Origin of the sequence: Bacillus sp. 1735sda2 (genome assembly GCF_024159245.1) — a bacterium.
GTDB classification, from domain to species: Bacteria; Bacillota; Bacilli; order Bacillales; family Bacillaceae; genus Bacillus; species Bacillus pumilus_O.
Genome location: NZ_JAMYWZ010000001.1, coordinates 1,639,044 through 1,654,280, shown reverse-complemented (window position 1 = coordinate 1,654,280; position 15,237 = coordinate 1,639,044). Strand labels below are relative to the sequence as shown.

The following is a 15,237-nucleotide window of genomic DNA, read 5'->3' as shown; positions in this document are numbered from 1 at the left end:
GCCTCCTAATCTAATTTCTCAAGCGATTCAATTAAAGCTTCTGCTTCTTCCGTCTGAGCGGAATCTGCTACGAGCTCTCTCATTTTTTTGAGAAGTTCTTTACGCTCTTTAAATTTCTTAAACAAGAGCAGCTTTTCTTCATATTGTTCAAGCATCGCTTCAGTCCGTTTAATATTATCATAAACAGCCTGTCTTGATACTTCATATTCATCCGCAATTTCACCGAGGGAAAAATCGTCTAGGTAGTAAAGCGACATGTAGCTCTTTTGCTTTGCGGTTAACAACGATTGATAGAAGTCAAACAAGTAGTTCATTCTCGTTGTTTTTTCAAGCGTCATGGGCTCTCTCCCCTTTGTTAAGTTCATTCCCTTTACATCAACTAAGTTTACACGGTTCTCTACTGTGTGTCAAGTTTTTATCTTGTCACTTCATAAAGCGGCGTATAAATAAAAATGCCAGCAGATTTTGCCGGCATTTTTGTTAGTCTTCTTGATCAATTACGTCTGAGAATAATCCATACACATACGATTCTGCATCGAATTCTTGCAAATCGTCTACTTTTTCACCTAAACCGACAAGCTTCACAGGGATGTTTAGCTCATTTCGAATGGCAAGGACAATCCCGCCTTTTGCAGTCCCGTCAAGCTTTGTTAAAGCAATTCCTGTCACATTCGTCGCTTTAGAAAATTCCTTCGCTTGTGCCATCGCATTTTGACCTGTTGTTGCATCAAGAGCAAGTAGCACTTCATGCGGTGCATCTGGAACCTCGCGTTCAATGACTCTCTTGACCTTCTCCAGCTCTTTCATCAAGTTGACTTTGTTTTGCAGTCTTCCTGCTGTATCACAGATAAGGACATCCGCATTTTTCGCTTTTGCTGATTGAACAGCATCATAGATGACCGCTGCTGGGTCAGAGCCAGCCGTCTGTTTGACAACAGGCACGCCTGAACGCTCCCCCCATACTTCAAGCTGCTCAATGGCACCGGCACGGAATGTATCACCTGCTGCCAAAATGACAGATTTCCCATCATTTTTCAGCTTATTTGCAAGTTTGCCGATCGTCGTTGTTTTCCCAACGCCATTGACACCTACAAATAAAATGATATTTAATCGCCCATCTTCGATATTCAGCGCAGAGATTTGTTCCTCTCCGCTATTGTAGATTTCAACTAGTTTTTCAGAGATGACCGATTGTACTTCACTTGGGTCTTGAATGTTTCTTAGTTTTACTTCTTTCTTCAGCTCATCAATCAGTTCCATCACCGTTGTGAAACCAACATCTGCTCCAATCAGAACTTCTTCTAATTCTTCAAAAAAGTCTTCATCCACTTTACGGTAGCGTGAAATGAGTTCGTTTACTCTTCCTTGAAAGGAGTTTCTCGTTTTTTCAAGTCCATCTTTAAACTTTTCTGATACTGAATCGGTTTGCTGTGTAAATTTTTCTTTTAATTTCTTAAAAAAGCTCATTTGGTTCCAAAACCTCCTTTAATTACTGGACAAGCTCTTTCGTTTCTTCTAGTTTGACGGATACAAGTTTTGAAACACCTGACTCCTGCATCGTCACACCGTAGAGCACATCCGCTTCTTCCATTGTTCCTTTGCGGTGCGTAATGACAATGAACTGTGTTTCTTGACTGTATTTCTTTAAATATTGAGCAAAGCGGAAAACATTGGCTTCATCAAGTGCCGCTTCTACCTCATCTAATACGCAAAATGGTACTGGTCTGACTTTTAAAATAGAGAACAGTAAGGCGATCGCTGTTAATGCTCTCTCTCCGCCTGAAAGCAGGCTTAAGTTTTGCAGCTTTTTCCCTGGCGGCTGCGCGACAATATCAACACCAGAGTTTAGTAAATCGTTTGGATCTGTTAGTTTAAGGTCTGCTCTTCCGCCGCCAAATAACGCTTGGAAAACTGATTCAAAATGTCCGCGAATTTGCGAGAATGTTTCAGAGAAGCGCTTTGTCATCTCTTGATCCATTTCTTCGATCACTTGGAATAATGTATTTTTCGCTTCTGTCAGATCATTTCGCTGTTCTGTTAAGAAGAGGTAGCGTTCATTCACTCGTTCATACTCATCAATGCTGCCTAAGTTCACTGTTCCTAGCTCTTCAATGGCTAATTTGATCAGCTTCACTCGTTTTCTTGCTTCATCTGGCGATAGCGTCAGATGATACATCTCTTTTGCCCCTTCAAACGAAAGTGCATACTCTTCGTTCAAATAAGCGATGAGGTTGTCGAGCTCAACTTCCATACGGCCAAGCTTAATCTCTTCATCTTTTAAGCTTGTGGTGAGTTGCTTGTAAAGGCGTTTTTGTTCTTTCAGTTCACGTTCAGCAAATTCTAACGTTTCAGAAAGAGCAAGGCGCTGTTTACGCCGCTCTGAAATGAGTGCGGTTGTTTTGTTTTTGTTTTCCAGTTTCTCTTTCGCTGCTTCTTCCAGCTGTTCTGCCCCGCTTGAGCTAGACGTCATTTCACTTGTTAAGAGTGACAGATCTTCTTTTGTTTCCGTCAGCGTTTGTTCAGCCTCTTCTAATTCTGCCATTAAGCTCGAAAGCTTTTCTTGTTCATTCGCTAAGGACTGCTCTTTTTTAGCAAGTGAGATTTTCAGCTCTGTTAATTCGGCAGAAATGGTTTCTTTCGTTGAGCTTTGGGTTTGCTTACGCTTTGTTAATGTATTGATCTCTTGATCTAGGGTGGTCAATTTCTCCCCTATCGAAACTTCAAGAGCTGCCTGCTCTTTGTCCTTATCTATAAGTTCAGTAGAACGCAGCTGTAATTCTTCTTTTTCTTGGTCATAGAGTTCAAGGTGAGCATTAATATTTTTTTCTGCTACTTGCAGTTCGTATAGCTTCCCTTTGAGCTCTTGCTGCTGTTCACGAAGCGTTTCGCCGCGCTGACGCAGTTCGTTTAATTGGCTTTCATTTGCAGCAATTAATTGCTTCGTTTCTTTTGTTTCCTTTTCAAGGATCGTTGTTTTTTCTTCCATTTCAACGAGCTGCTTTGTTAATGTTTCGATCTCCCTGTTTCTTGAAAGAAGGGAGTTGTTCTTTTTCTTTACACCGCCACCGGTCATTGAACCACCTGGGTTTACGACATCGCCATCAAGGGTCACGATGCGATAACGATGACCAAGCATTTTTGCGAGTTCATTGGCGCCTTTTAAGTCTCTAACGATTAGAACCGTTCCAAGCAAGTTCTGTATGACCTTTTGATATTTTTCATCAAAGGAAACAAGTTGACTTGCTACACCGATAAATGCAGCATGCTGCTCGGCTGTTTGGACGTCTCTATGCTGAATGGTTCTTTCTTTGATCACATTCATCGGCAGGAAAGTTGCTCGTCCAAAGGAGTGCTGCTTTAAGTATGCAATTGCTTGTCGCGCGGCGGCTTCATTCTCTGTGACGACGTGCTGCGTTGCTGCGCCTAACGCGATTTCAATCGCTGTCTCATGCTGCTGATCTGTTTGAATCAACTCTGCAATGGCACCGTGAATACCACCTAACCGTTCTTTTGCCTTTAAAACCTCTTTTACTCCTTGGAAAAAGCCTGAGAAATCTTCCTGCATGGATTCTAGCATCTCTTTTTTTGACTTTGCCTGCTGCACATATTGATAGGCTTGATAAAGAGCCGTTTCTTTTTTCTCGTATTGACGTTTTATTTGCTCAAGCTTTTGTACCGCTTCTCTAAACCGCTTGACCTGAGCCAAAATGTCTTCTTCTAGAGCTGAAAGCTGCTTCTGAGCCTCTGTTTTCTTCTCTTTGACAGATACACGCTCTTCAATGTGTTTTTGGTTATTTTGTGTGAGCCGATCCAGCTGCATAGCCGCTTGTCGCTGCTGTTCTTCTAACAATTTGCGTTCGTTGCGAATGGAAGCCTGTTCATTGAGCAGATCAAAATAATCGCTTTTTAGCTGTTCAATTTGACCTTCCACATCTTCACTATGAAGCGACAGTTGATGCTGCTTCGTTTTCACTTCATCTTTTAGCTGCTGCACTTCTTTTTGAAGGCTATCGCGCGTGATTTTCTGCTGCTGAATTTTTCCGGTTAGCTGCGCCTGCTTTTCAGTTAAGCGAATGAGTGTTTCTTCTAGCTGTCCCTGGTTTGCGGCAGCATTTTTCTTCCGTTCTTTTAGTACTTCTTTTTTACCTTCAAGCTTTTCTAATTCCTCACTTGTGAAAAGAAGAACTTCTTGCAAGTCATTAATTGATTCGTCAAGCGCTTGAATGCGGTCTCTTGATTCTTCAATTTTTGCTTCTTTTGCTTGAATCTCTGTGGATTGCTTCATTTCATCTTGTTTGAAGCGCTCGACAGCTTCACCAAGTGTTGTCCATTTTTCATGAAGTGCTTCGATGTCATGGACAGTTAAGGCGATTTCGACATTTTCAAGCTCTTCTTTTTTTTGCAAATAGTCCTTTGCAATAGATGCCTGCATTCTTAAAGGTTCTACTTGATCTTCTAGTTCATGCAGAATATCTTCTACTCGGTTTAAGTTGTCCTGCGTTTCAAACAGTTTATTCTCGGCTTTTTTCTTTCTTGTTTTATATTTCAAAACACCAGCCGCTTCTTCAAAGATACTTCTTCTCTCTTCTGCCTTACTTGATAGAATTTCTTCTACCTTCCCTTGGCTGATGATCGAGAAGGCTTCCTTTCCAAGTCCTGAATCCATGAAAAGATCAATAATATCCTTTAAGCGGACAGATTGATTGTTTATGAGAAATTCACTTTCTCCTGATCGATAGACTCTTCTTGTCACACTGACTTCGTGAAAATCGATCGGTAAAAAGTGGTCTTCGTTATCTAATGTTAAAGTCACTTCTGCTAGATTGACTCTTTTCCTTGAGTCGCTTCCTGCAAAAATGATGTCTTCCATTTTTCCTCCGCGGAGGCTTTTCGCTGATTGTTCTCCAAGTACCCAGCGGATGGCATCGGTAATATTACTTTTGCCGCTTCCGTTTGGTCCGACAACAGCTGTAACCCCTTTGACAAAGTCCACGGTCACTCGCTGCGCAAAAGATTTGAATCCTATCACGTCTAAACGTTTGAGGAACATGAGAGTGATCCTCCTTATGTATTTAAAGTACTATCATCTTACCATATGAAGTGAAAAAAGATGATGGAAAACAGAGTGAAATCCCCCTGAATCACGAGGGGGATTTTATTGGTTCATATGATGTTTCTGCAATTTAGCAAGTGCTTCCTGTGCAGCATGCTGTTCTGCTTCTTTTTTACTGCGACCATTTCCAATTCCAAGCACTTCCCCGCGAAGGGAGACATTTGCTTCAAATTCACGGTTGTGTGCTGGTCCTTTTTCATGCAAAATGCGGTATTCGAGTACACCTTTTCCATCGCGCTGAACGAATTCTTGCAGCTGGCTTTTAAAGTCCATGACATGCGAGAACGCTCCATCATTAATTTTCGGATAAACATAGGCTTCTAGGAATCGTTCTACTGGCTCAAGCCCTTGATCTAAATAAAGTGCTCCGATAAATGCCTCAAATACGTCTGCTAAAAGTGCTGGACGTTTTCTACCGCCGGTCATTTCTTCGCCTTTTCCTAAAAGAACAAGGTCTCCGAAGGACAGCTCATGTGCCAGAGACACAAGTGATGGTTCACATACGATCGCTGCTCTTAGTTTTGTTAAATCTCCCTCGCTCATCGCAGGGTATTTCGCAAATAAGAATTGAGAGATGGTCAATTCTAAAACAGCATCTCCTAAAAATTCAAGTCTTTCATTATCCTCGTATGGTTTTTTCCGGTGTTCATTCACATAAGAGGAATGCGTAAATGCTTGATATAGAAGTTTTTCATTTTGAAAGTGTACAGAAATACGCTGCTGGAATTCTCTAAATTGCTCTAGTTTTTTGCTCTGTTTCTGTTTGTCTTTATATTGTTTTGGCATAGCAACCTCCAGGTAGGCTTAATCGCCTTTAAGGATACTGATTATATGGAGTCTCTCTTTCTACATGCAAGGAAACAATGCTCCTTAGCATCTGAAAAAGGCTGACAATTGATCAGCTGAATATGTTGAAACTAACATAAATTTTGAAAGTCCCGTCATGAAAATAGACGGGACTTTGTTACGCTTATTGCTGGCTATTTATGTAGTTCACAGCGTCACCGACTGTTGCAATTTTTTCAGCATCTTCGTCAGAAATTTCCATATCGAACTCATCTTCAAGTTCCATAACTAGCTCAACTACATCAAGGGAATCAGCGCCTAAATCTTCTTTAAATGAAGCTTCCATTTTCACGTCAGCCTCATCAACGCCAAGGCGGTCTACAATAATTTTTGTTACACGCTCTAATACGTCTGCCATTGCCTTTCACCTCCCCTCAAAGTATTATAGTTGATTCGTTTTTAAAAAACTAGAGAAAACCTAATGAAATTTTGATATTTCTTAGGACATGACCATTCCGCCATCTACTTGGATGGTTTGGCCTGTAATATAACCTGCTCCTTCTGAAGCTAAAAACACAACAACGTTGCTAATATCTTCAGGTGCACCAAAGCGTGCAAGCGGGATCTGCTTAAGCATTTCAGTCTGTACATTCTCATCAAGCTTGTCTGTCATATCTGTTGAAATAAAGCCTGGTGCTACTGCATTGACTGTAATATGACGGGTTGCCAGCTCTTTTGCTGTTGTTTTTGTTAATCCGATGACACCAGCTTTTGCTGCAACATAGTTTGCTTGTCCAGGGTTTCCACATACGCCAACCACTGAAGCCAAGTTGATGATTCTTCCACTGCGCTGTTTCATCATTTGACGAGTCACGGCTTTTGTACAGTTAAAGACACCTTTTAAGTTTATGTTAATGACGTCATCCCATTCATTTTCTTTCATTCTCATAAGCAGGTTGTCTTTTGTAATCCCTGCATTATTGACAAGGATGTCAATTGAGCCAAATGTGTCAATCGCTTGTTTCATGAGCGCTTGTACTTCTTCAGCATTCGAAACATCAGCTTTAACGGCAAAAGCCTGCTGGCCAAGTGCTTTGATTTCATCTACGACTTCATTTGCTTTTGCTTCGTTTCCAGAATAGTTGACGACAACATTTGCACCATTCTTTGCTAAATCGATCGCAATAGAACGGCCAATCCCGCGTGATGCACCTGTTACAACGGCTGTTTTATTTGTAAGCATCAAGAATCCCCCTTCAATGTTTCAATGGCTGCTTCAATTGTTTCCTGATCTGAAACTGAAATGGTTGTCAGGCGGCGATTGACCTTTTTCACAAGACCTGAAAGCACTTTGCCCGGACCGATTTCAATAAACGTTGTCACGCCTAAATCAATCAGACGTTCTACGCTTTCTTCAAATCGAACAGGAGAATACAATTGTTCAATGAGCTTTGTTTCAATAGCATCACGAGATGTGACGATGTCTGCTGTGACATTTGAGATCACTGGTGTTTTGGCATCTGAAATATCTAGCTTTGACAAAACATCTGTGAATTTTTCAGCGGCTGGTTTCATTAAGGCAGAATGGAAAGGTCCACTCACTTCAAGGGCAATCGCACGTTTTGCGCCCTTTTCTTTCGCTTTTTCTGAAGCGAGTTCGACACCTTTTGCTGTACCAGAGATTACAATTTGACCAGGACAGTTTAAGTTAGCGAGTTCTACAAGATGGCCACTCTCTGTCACTTCTTTTGTCACTTCTAAAAGCGCTGTTTGATCTAAGCCAAGGATCGCTGCCATAGCGCCCTCTCCTGCTGGAACAGCTTCGTTCATTAATTCGCCGCGCTTTCTCACTGCATAAACAGCATCTTGAAAAGATAGTGCGCCTGCAGCAACAAGGGCCGTATATTCCCCAAGGCTATGTCCTGCTGCGTAATCTGCTTTGATTCCGCTCTCTTCAAATTTCTTTAAGATGGCGATACTTGTTGTTAGAAGAGCTGGCTGCGCGTTATAAGTGAGCGTCAGTTCTTCTGCATCTCCTTCAAAAATCATTGAAGATAAGTCAAAACCGAGGGTCTTGTCTGCTTCTTCAAATACAGCTTTAGATACTGCTTCTTGGTCAAATAAATCTTTCCCCATGCCAATTTTTTGAGATCCTTGGCCAGGGAATAAAAATGCAATTTTAGTCATGCTGCTATACCTCCATTAAGACTCGTTCGTGGTTTCTTTTTGGACTTCTTGATGAATGATGGCTGAAACGTCTTTTTCTACGATATCACGTGCCTGACGAATGGCATGAAAAATGGCGTTTTCATCAGAGGAACCGTGCGCTTTAATGACAGGTGCTTTTAAACCAAATAAAGCGGCACCACCATATTCGGAGTAATCCATTTTGGATTTCATCTGCATCAATTTCGGCTTCATCATACCAGCCGCTATTTTTGCTGTGAAGCTGGATGTTAAGGTTTCTTTCAGCATTTTAAATACAGAAAGAGCTGTGCCTTCAATCGTTTTCAGAGCAATATTTCCTGTGAAACCATCTGTGACAACGACGTCAGCTACACCTTCTAATAAGTCACGAGACTCCACATTTCCTACGAAATTCAAGTCTGATGCTTTTAACAATTCAAAGGTTTTTTTCGTGAGATCGTTGCCTTTTTTATCTTCTGTTCCTACATTTAACAATCCTACACGCGGATTTCTCTTTGGAAAAACACGCTCTGCGTAAATTGAACCCATCATCGCATATTGTACAAGGTGTTCTGGTTTGGCATCAACGTTAGCGCCGACATCTAGTAATAAAAACCCGCTGCCATCAAGTGTTGGCAGTGTCGGAGCAAGTGCTGGTCTATCGATGCCATCAATTCTTCCTACGATAAACAGTCCTGCTGTCATAAGTGCGCCAGTGTTTCCTGCTGAAATACAGGCATCTGCTCGTCCTTCGGATACTTCTTGCGCCATTTTCACCATAGATGAATCCTTTTTACGCCTAACTGCACGCACTGGTTCATCTGTCGGTTCAATGACTTCTTTTGCATCTAAAATCGTGATGCGCTCGTTGTTTGTTATGTATGGTTTGATTTTATTTTCATCGCCGACAAGTGTAATCTCGATATCTGAAAATGCCGTTAAGCTTTTTTGCACACCGTCAATAATGGCTTTAGGGGCATGGTCTCCCCCCATTGCATCGACTGCAATTCTCATATTACGTGCCACCTTTTACTTTTGTTTTGAGCGATACATGACAAAGTCTCCTGAGAAGACAACTTCTTCACCGACATAGCTGTTCACTTCAACTACAGTTCTGCCTTTTTCTTTATCATGCGAGGCTACTTTGGCTTTTGAGACGACTCGTTCGCCTTGTTTAACCTGCCTTGTAAATTTAATATTTGCTTTTGCTGTTAAAGCCAGTTCATCGTCAATGACCGCTACTGCAAGCGAATTTGCCTGGGCGAAGAGATGATGTCCCCTGGCAATTTGGTTTCGGCTAAATACATGCTCTTTTCTCACTTCTAAAATGGAAATAGCTTGGTCATCAAGCTCTACATCAATCATTTCTCCAATCACTTCATCCAGTGGAAGTGATTTCACTTCATCCTCTAATGTCTTTTCGGCCACATGCTTAATTCTTTCGCGTAATTCAGGGATTGACAATTCCAAACGATCAAGACGAACCGTTTGAATGCTTACACCGAATTTAGTTGCCAATTCTTCATCAGTAATGAACGGAGTCGAGCTGATCGTTTGCTGGAGAAGTTTTTGACGTTCTTTTTTATTTAGTTTCATATGCAGACACCATCCGTACATTTATGACTAGGTACTAATAGTAGTATATAATCTCATAGATGATAAATCAATCCTTGTTTCAAAAAGACAAGAAAATTCCTCCAGCGCCTGATCAGCTTAATTTATCTCCGCCCAGCACCCCGCTGTCTACCAGCGTTTGCCGAAGTTCTTTATATTCCGGATCTGTCCAAAATGCATCTGACTGCACAAGTTCTGCCGCATCTTTTCTAGCAGTTTCCAGTGCTCTGTAGTCATGAACCATATCGGCTACTTTAAATTCAGGCATTCCGCTTTGTTTTTTACCGAAGAAATCGCCGGGTCCTCTTAGCTCTAAGTCCTTTTCAGACAACTCAAAGCCGTCGGTCGTTTCAGACATAATCCTCATCCGCTCTTTTCCGGTTTCTGATTTTGGATCCGCCATTAAAATACAAAATGATTGATGCTCTCCTCGTCCAACTCGGCCTCTGAGCTGATGAAGCTGAGACAGCCCGAAGCGGTCTGCATCGTAAATGACCATGATGGTCGCATTGGGTACGTTGACACCCACTTCAACGACTGTTGTTGAAACAAGAATTTGCACTTCATTTGCTGTAAAGTCTCTCATCACCTGATCTTTTTCATCACTCGCGAGTTTCCCGTGCATTAAGCCGATCGACCACTTACCGCGGTATGCCTCTGTCAGCATGCTGTGGACATCAATCGCATTTTGCACATCGAGTTTGTCTGATTCTTCTATGAGCGGACAAATAATGTATGCCTGTCTTCCTTTTTTCAGCTCTTTATCTACAAATGCAAGAATCCTCTCAAGCATGTCATGCTTGACCCAATACGTTTCGATCTGTTTTCTGCCGGCTGGTAATTCATCAATGACGGATACGTCCATTTCTCCAAAAACAGTGATCGCAAGTGTGCGCGGAATAGGTGTGGCCGTCATGAACAAGACATCTGGGTCCTGTCCTTTACTTCTTAGTTTTTTCCGTTGTTCTACGCCAAACCGGTGCTGCTCATCTGTAATTACGAGACCAAGCTGCTGAAATTCGACTTCGTCTTGAATGAGCGCATGCGTTCCGACTAAAATATCAATCTCGCCCTCTTTTAGACGCTCCAGCAATTCTCTGCGGCGCTTTCCCTTTACAGAGCTTGTTAGTAGAGCGATATTGAGTCCCCATTTTTCAAACAACTGATAAAGGGAATCAGCATGCTGTTCTGCCAAAATCTCTGTTGGAACCATTAATGCACCTTGATAGCCAGATAAATGAGCGGCATATAGTGCAATTGCTGCAACAGCTGTTTTCCCTGAGCCTACATCCCCTTGAAGCAGTCGGTTCATCCGGTATGGGGACGCCATATCAGACATAATTTCATCAAGCACTCTTGATTGTGCCTTTGTCAGCGGAAATGGCAGGCTGTGAACAAACTCAAAAACAGCCTCTTTGGAAAACGGATGCTGGATGCCCGATGTTTTTTCTCGTTCTTTCTTTCTGATGGCCTGCATCTTCAGCTGGAAAATAAGAAATTCCTCGTACACAAAGCGTCGTCTCGCTTGCTTGAGTGAGTCTCTTGTTTCTGGCAGGTGAATGGTTTTTAATGCTTCTTGATAGGACATGAGTTTATAGGTAGAGACAAGCTGCTTTGGCAGTGGATCTTCAGCTTTATCTACATAAAGTGACAAGGCTTGTTTGACAAAACGCCTCATCATCTTCACGGTTACATTTTCTTTGACTGAATAAACAGGCTCTATACTGCCATCTTGCTCGTGCGTCCCTTTTTTAAATTCCTGCACCATGATCGATTGACGGTTTTTATCCCATTTCCCAGTGACGGATACCGTATCACCTAACACAAGGCTTCTTTTTAAATAAGGGCGATTGAAACAAATTGCTGTGATGAGGAAACGCCCGACAAGCAGCCTGAATGTCAGCCTGCTTCGTTTTTTTCCATAATAGGTGAGGACGGGCTCACTGTGCACTTTTCCTTCAACTGTGACACGTTCGTCATGCTTTACTTCTTCTAAGTTACGAAGCTCATAGTCGTCATATCGATAAGGAAAGTAGCCAAGTAAATCGGCTACTGTGTGGATCCCAAGTTCATTGAGTGTTTTTTCGGTTTCTTCTCCAATCCCCTTGAGGACTGAGACGTTATCTTGCAGTTTCTGTATCACGAGATGAGGTCACACCTCCGAAAATCTTCTTTTCAAGCTCTCTTGCTGTCGGTGTCGCAGCAAGTCCGCCTTGTGCTGTTTCACGAAGTGCCGTTGGCATGGTTTGACCGATTTTATACATCGCATCAATGACTTCATCACACGGAATTCGACTGGTGATGCCGGCAAGTGCCATATCTGCTGCGATCATTGCATTTGATGCACCCATTGCGTTTCGTTTTACGCACGGTACCTCGACAAGTCCAGCGACTGGGTCACAAACAAGTCCAAGCATATTTTTCAGTGTAATCGCCATTGCTTCAGCAGATTGCTGAGGCGTACCGCCTGCCATTTCAACAATGGCTGCTGCCGCCATCCCTGAGGCTGAACCTACCTCAGCCTGACAGCCGCCTGCTGCACCAGAGATGCTCGCATTATTGGCCACAACAAAACCAAATGCGCCAGAAGTGAATAGGAATCTGACCATTTGTTCCTTTGTTGGCTTTAATGTTTGTTTTACTGCAAATAATGTCCCTGGCACAACACCTGCTGAACCTGCTGTAGGCGTTGCACAGATCGTCCCCATTGCGGCATTGACTTCATTTGTTGCTACTGCCTTACTGACAGCATCTAATATCGTATGACCAGACAGTGTTTTGCCCGATGCGATATACGCTTGAAGTTTGACCGCATCTCCGCCCGTTAAACCCGATAATGATTTCACACCTTTTAGCCCGTTTTCTACGGCCTGTTCCATCACTTCTAGGTTGCGGTACATTTGGGAGAAAATATCTTCACGTGACTTCCCTGTCACTTCCATTTCTTGCGTAATCATGATTTCTGAAATGGAGGTATTCCGTTCTTCTGTGAGCTGTACGAGTTCTTTGACGTTTTTAAACATCATTCATAACCTCCTTGTTGTTACTCTGCAATTTGTGTGACTTGAATAATGTTTGGCAATGTTTCAAGCTCTAATAGGACAGCTGGGTCAATATTTTGATCCACTTCGATGGTCATCAGAGCTTCTTGCCCGACATCTTTACGCGCCACTTCCATATGACCGATGTTGATGGCAAATTTCGCTAACACGTTAGCGACTGCTGCGATCGTGCCATAGCGATCGTTATGAACCACAAGAATGGCAGGATGATTTCCTGAAAGTCTGAGCTCAAAGCCATTCAATTCAGTAATTTCAATTTTACCACCGCCGATGGAAATCCCGATTAATTCAAGGGTTCCATTTGCATCTGATATCTCTACTTTTGCTGTATTCGGGTGCGCTGGCACTGCATCTTCTTCTTTAAATTCAATGTCGATGCCTTTGCTTTTTGCAATATCGATCGCTGTTTTGATGCGTTCATCAAATGTATCAAAGTCAAGAACGCCGCCGATAATGGCGACATCTGTACCGTGTCCTTTATACGTATCTTTAAAAGAGCCATAAAATGAAACGACAATTCGTTTCGGCTCTCTTCCGAATAAACTGCGAGCCACTCTTCCTATTCGAGCTGCACCCGCTGTGTGCGAACTTGATGGACCAATCATGACGGGTCCAATAATATCAAACACACTTCTAAATTTCATAGGTCTTCCCCTCTCATAACCACTCACATATTGGTTTGGTTCTTTCTTTAGACTAATGGATTCAATCGTTTCCCGCAACTCATTTCACCGTTGAATCGGTAGTAAAAAATTGCAAAAGAAGAAGAAGGGCTTTATTTGCCCTTCTTTCGTTATTCCACAGCCAAAATATATGAATAAAGCGGCTGTTTTCCATCGTGGACTTCAACTTCTATATCTTCAAATGTTTCTTCAATAAAGGCTTCTAACTCGTCCATCTCTTCAGACGATGCATCTTCCCCTTTAATGATCGTAACGATCTCATCATCTTCTGTCACCATTTTGGTCAAAAGTTCCTTAGCTGCATCTAATTGATTTTTCGCAGTTAAGGTGATTTTTCCGTTATAGAGACCCATATAATCTCCTTTAGCAATATCGATTCCATCGATTTGGGTATCTCTCACTGCAAAGGTGATTTGGCCGCTTTTCACGTTGTCAATGGCATCTAGCATCGCCGCTTCGTTGTCTTCGTTTGAAGCTACTTCATTGAGAGAAAGAAGTGCCGACATCCCTTGAGGAACGGTCTTCGTTGGAATGACCACAACCTCACGATTTGAGACAGTTGCCGCCTGTTTCGCTGCCATGACAATATTAGAATTATTAGGTAAGATAAAGACGGTTTCGGCATGTACGCTTTCAATTGCTGTGACAATGTCTTCTGTGCTCGGGTTCATTGTCTGTCCGCCTTCAATGACGACGGAAGCCCCGATACTTTTAAACAAGTCAGCAATTCCTTCTCCCATTGCGACACTGACGACGCCAAAGCGCTGTTTTTCAGCAGCAGCAGATGCCTTTGGTGTAGCAGCAGGTGCATGTTCTTTTTCTTCGTTCACAATTGAGCTATGCTGCTCTCTCATGTTTTCAATTTTCATATTGATCAGGCTGCCGTAGCGCTGTGCATAGGATAAGACATCCCCAGGCTGCTCTGCATGAATATGAACTTTTGCCAGCGTTTCATCTGATACCACAAGAAGTGAATCTCCGAATTCGCTTAAGTCTTCTCTGAAAGCATTCTCATCAAAGGACTGTTTGTCTTCTTCAAATTTCACCATAAATTCAGTACAATAGCCAAATTCGATATCTTCAGTGTTCATATGGCTTTGTGCACTTTTATGATGCTCTGCACTGACAAGCTCTTTTAACGTTGGCAAAGAGGCCATCTTCGAAGGAAGTTCCTCTCCTCTTAATGAAGCAAGGAAACCTTCATATACGCAGAGAAGTCCTTTACCTCCACTATCGACAACGCCTACTTCTTTTAAAACAGGAAGCAGATCTGGCGTTCGATCAAGTGATGCTCTCGCTTCCTCAATCGTTAACTCAAGAACGCGGTCAATGTCATTTTCGGTTGCTGAAACAGCAACCGCTTTCTTTGCTGCATCCTTTGCGACCGTTAAGATGGTTCCTTCAATCGGCTTCATCACGGCTTTATATGCTGTATCGACACCTGCCTGTAAGGCAAGGGCAAATTCTTTTGCATCAATCATTTCTTTTTGTTCGATTTGTTTACTAAAGCCTCTAAAGAGCTGTGATAGGATAACGCCTGAGTTCCCTCTTGCGCCCATTAATAGTCCTTTTGACAAGGCCACGCCGACCTTCCCAATATGATCGGTATTTGTTTCTTCAACTGCTTTTGCCCCTGAAGTCATTGACAAATTCATATTTGTCCCCGTGTCTCCGTCTGGCACTGGAAAAACATTTAACGCATCCACAATTTGTGCGTTTTGAGAAAGATGGTGAGCACCTGCAAGAATCATTTTTGCAAATGAGCGGCCATCAAGATTTCTAATAGACAATA

13 protein-coding genes are annotated in these 15,237 nt (G+C 42.4%); all 13 read right to left on the bottom strand.

From position 1 onward, the window contains the following. Nucleotides 1-5: 5 nt before the first annotated feature. The 13 genes from NKR21_RS08510 to NKR21_RS08450 all read right to left on the bottom strand — a co-directional run bounded on the left by NKR21_RS08510 (nt 6) and on the right by NKR21_RS08450 (nt 15,235). Nucleotides 6-338: a putative DNA-binding protein gene (locus tag NKR21_RS08510; protein WP_012009935.1), complete on the bottom strand. Its 333-nt coding sequence runs from the start codon at nt 336-338 to the stop codon at nt 6-8. A gap of 142 nt (nt 339-480) precedes the next feature. Beyond that, nucleotides 481-1,467 (bottom strand): signal recognition particle-docking protein FtsY, encoded by a 987-nt coding sequence (gene ftsY / locus NKR21_RS08505; RefSeq protein ID WP_003211188.1) that lies wholly within the window; start codon nt 1,465-1,467, stop codon nt 481-483. 22 nt (nt 1,468-1,489) lie between these two features. Next, a complete protein-coding gene (gene smc / locus NKR21_RS08500) occupies nt 1,490-5,050 on the bottom strand; it encodes a chromosome segregation protein SMC (RefSeq protein WP_144456006.1) in 3,561 nt (1,186 codons plus the stop codon). Between the two features lie 105 nt (nt 5,051-5,155). Next, nucleotides 5,156-5,899 carry a ribonuclease III gene (gene rnc / locus NKR21_RS08495; RefSeq protein ID WP_012009932.1) on the bottom strand — a complete coding sequence of 248 codons (744 nt, stop codon included), beginning with the start codon at nt 5,897-5,899 and terminating at the stop codon, nt 5,156-5,158. A gap of 184 nt (nt 5,900-6,083) precedes the next feature. Then, nucleotides 6,084-6,317, bottom strand: a complete 234-nt coding sequence (acpP, locus tag NKR21_RS08490; RefSeq protein ID WP_012009931.1) for an acyl carrier protein — start codon at nt 6,315-6,317, stop codon at nt 6,084-6,086. 81 nt (nt 6,318-6,398) lie between these two features. Next, the gene (fabG, locus tag NKR21_RS08485) at nt 6,399-7,142 is read right to left on the bottom strand and encodes a 3-oxoacyl-[acyl-carrier-protein] reductase (RefSeq protein WP_058014008.1); all 744 of its coding nucleotides are present in this window, start codon (nt 7,140-7,142) and stop codon (nt 6,399-6,401) included. Beyond that, nucleotides 7,142-8,086 (bottom strand): ACP S-malonyltransferase, encoded by a 945-nt coding sequence (gene fabD, locus NKR21_RS08480; protein ID WP_119124838.1) that lies wholly within the window; start codon nt 8,084-8,086, stop codon nt 7,142-7,144. The genes fabG and fabD overlap by 1 nt, the downstream gene beginning before the upstream one ends. Nucleotides 8,087-8,101: 15 nt before the next feature. Continuing rightward, on the bottom strand, nt 8,102-9,100 hold the full coding sequence (plsX, locus tag NKR21_RS08475) for a phosphate acyltransferase PlsX (protein WP_119124837.1): 999 nt from the start codon (nt 9,098-9,100) through the stop codon (nt 8,102-8,104). 15 nt (nt 9,101-9,115) lie between these two features. After that, nucleotides 9,116-9,682 (bottom strand): transcription factor FapR, encoded by a 567-nt coding sequence (gene fapR / locus NKR21_RS08470; protein WP_012009927.1) that lies wholly within the window; start codon nt 9,680-9,682, stop codon nt 9,116-9,118. Nucleotides 9,683-9,794: 112 nt separating this feature from the next. Continuing rightward, nucleotides 9,795-11,843 carry an ATP-dependent DNA helicase RecG gene (gene recG, locus NKR21_RS08465; protein ID WP_119124836.1) on the bottom strand — a complete coding sequence of 683 codons (2,049 nt, stop codon included), beginning with the start codon at nt 11,841-11,843 and terminating at the stop codon, nt 9,795-9,797. After that, nucleotides 11,821-12,723, bottom strand: coding sequence for an L-serine ammonia-lyase, iron-sulfur-dependent, subunit alpha (gene sdaAA, locus NKR21_RS08460; protein ID WP_012009925.1), 903 nt, complete (start codon nt 12,721-12,723; stop codon nt 11,821-11,823). The genes recG and sdaAA overlap by 23 nt, the downstream gene beginning before the upstream one ends. A 20-nt stretch (nt 12,724-12,743) precedes the next feature. Continuing rightward, complete coding sequence (sdaAB, locus tag NKR21_RS08455; RefSeq protein ID WP_012009924.1) at nt 12,744-13,406, bottom strand: L-serine ammonia-lyase, iron-sulfur-dependent subunit beta; 663 nt, start codon at nt 13,404-13,406, stop codon at nt 12,744-12,746. A gap of 149 nt (nt 13,407-13,555) precedes the next feature. Further along, complete coding sequence (locus NKR21_RS08450) at nt 13,556-15,235, bottom strand: DAK2 domain-containing protein (protein ID WP_144456003.1); 1,680 nt, start codon at nt 15,233-15,235, stop codon at nt 13,556-13,558. Between the last annotated feature and the right edge of the window lie 2 nt (nt 15,236-15,237).

Bases quoted from the DNA above. Each gene is read 5' to 3' on its own strand.
- NKR21_RS08510 (WP_012009935.1), bottom strand. From the start codon at position 338: ATGACGCTTGAAAAAACAACGAGAATGAACTACTTGTTTGACTTCTAT.
- ftsY (WP_003211188.1), bottom strand. From the start codon at position 1,467: ATGAGCTTTTTTAAGAAATTAAAAGAAAAATTTACACAGCAAACCGAT.
- smc (WP_144456006.1), bottom strand. From the start codon at position 5,050: ATGTTCCTCAAACGTTTAGACGTGATAGGATTCAAATCTTTTGCGCAG.
- rnc (WP_012009932.1), bottom strand. From the start codon at position 5,899: ATGCCAAAACAATATAAAGACAAACAGAAACAGAGCAAAAAACTAGAG.
- acpP (WP_012009931.1), bottom strand. From the start codon at position 6,317: ATGGCAGACGTATTAGAGCGTGTAACAAAAATTATTGTAGACCGCCTT.
- fabG (WP_058014008.1), bottom strand. From the start codon at position 7,142: ATGCTTACAAATAAAACAGCCGTTGTAACAGGTGCATCACGCGGGATT.
- fabD (WP_119124838.1), bottom strand. From the start codon at position 8,086: ATGACTAAAATTGCATTTTTATTCCCTGGCCAAGGATCTCAAAAAATT.
- plsX (WP_119124837.1), bottom strand. From the start codon at position 9,100: ATGAGAATTGCAGTCGATGCAATGGGGGGAGACCATGCCCCTAAAGCC.
- fapR (WP_012009927.1), bottom strand. From the start codon at position 9,682: ATGAAACTAAATAAAAAAGAACGTCAAAAACTTCTCCAGCAAACGATC.
- sdaAA (WP_012009925.1), bottom strand. From the start codon at position 12,723: ATGTTTAAAAACGTCAAAGAACTCGTACAGCTCACAGAAGAACGGAAT.
- sdaAB (WP_012009924.1), bottom strand. From the start codon at position 13,406: ATGAAATTTAGAAGTGTGTTTGATATTATTGGACCCGTCATGATTGGT.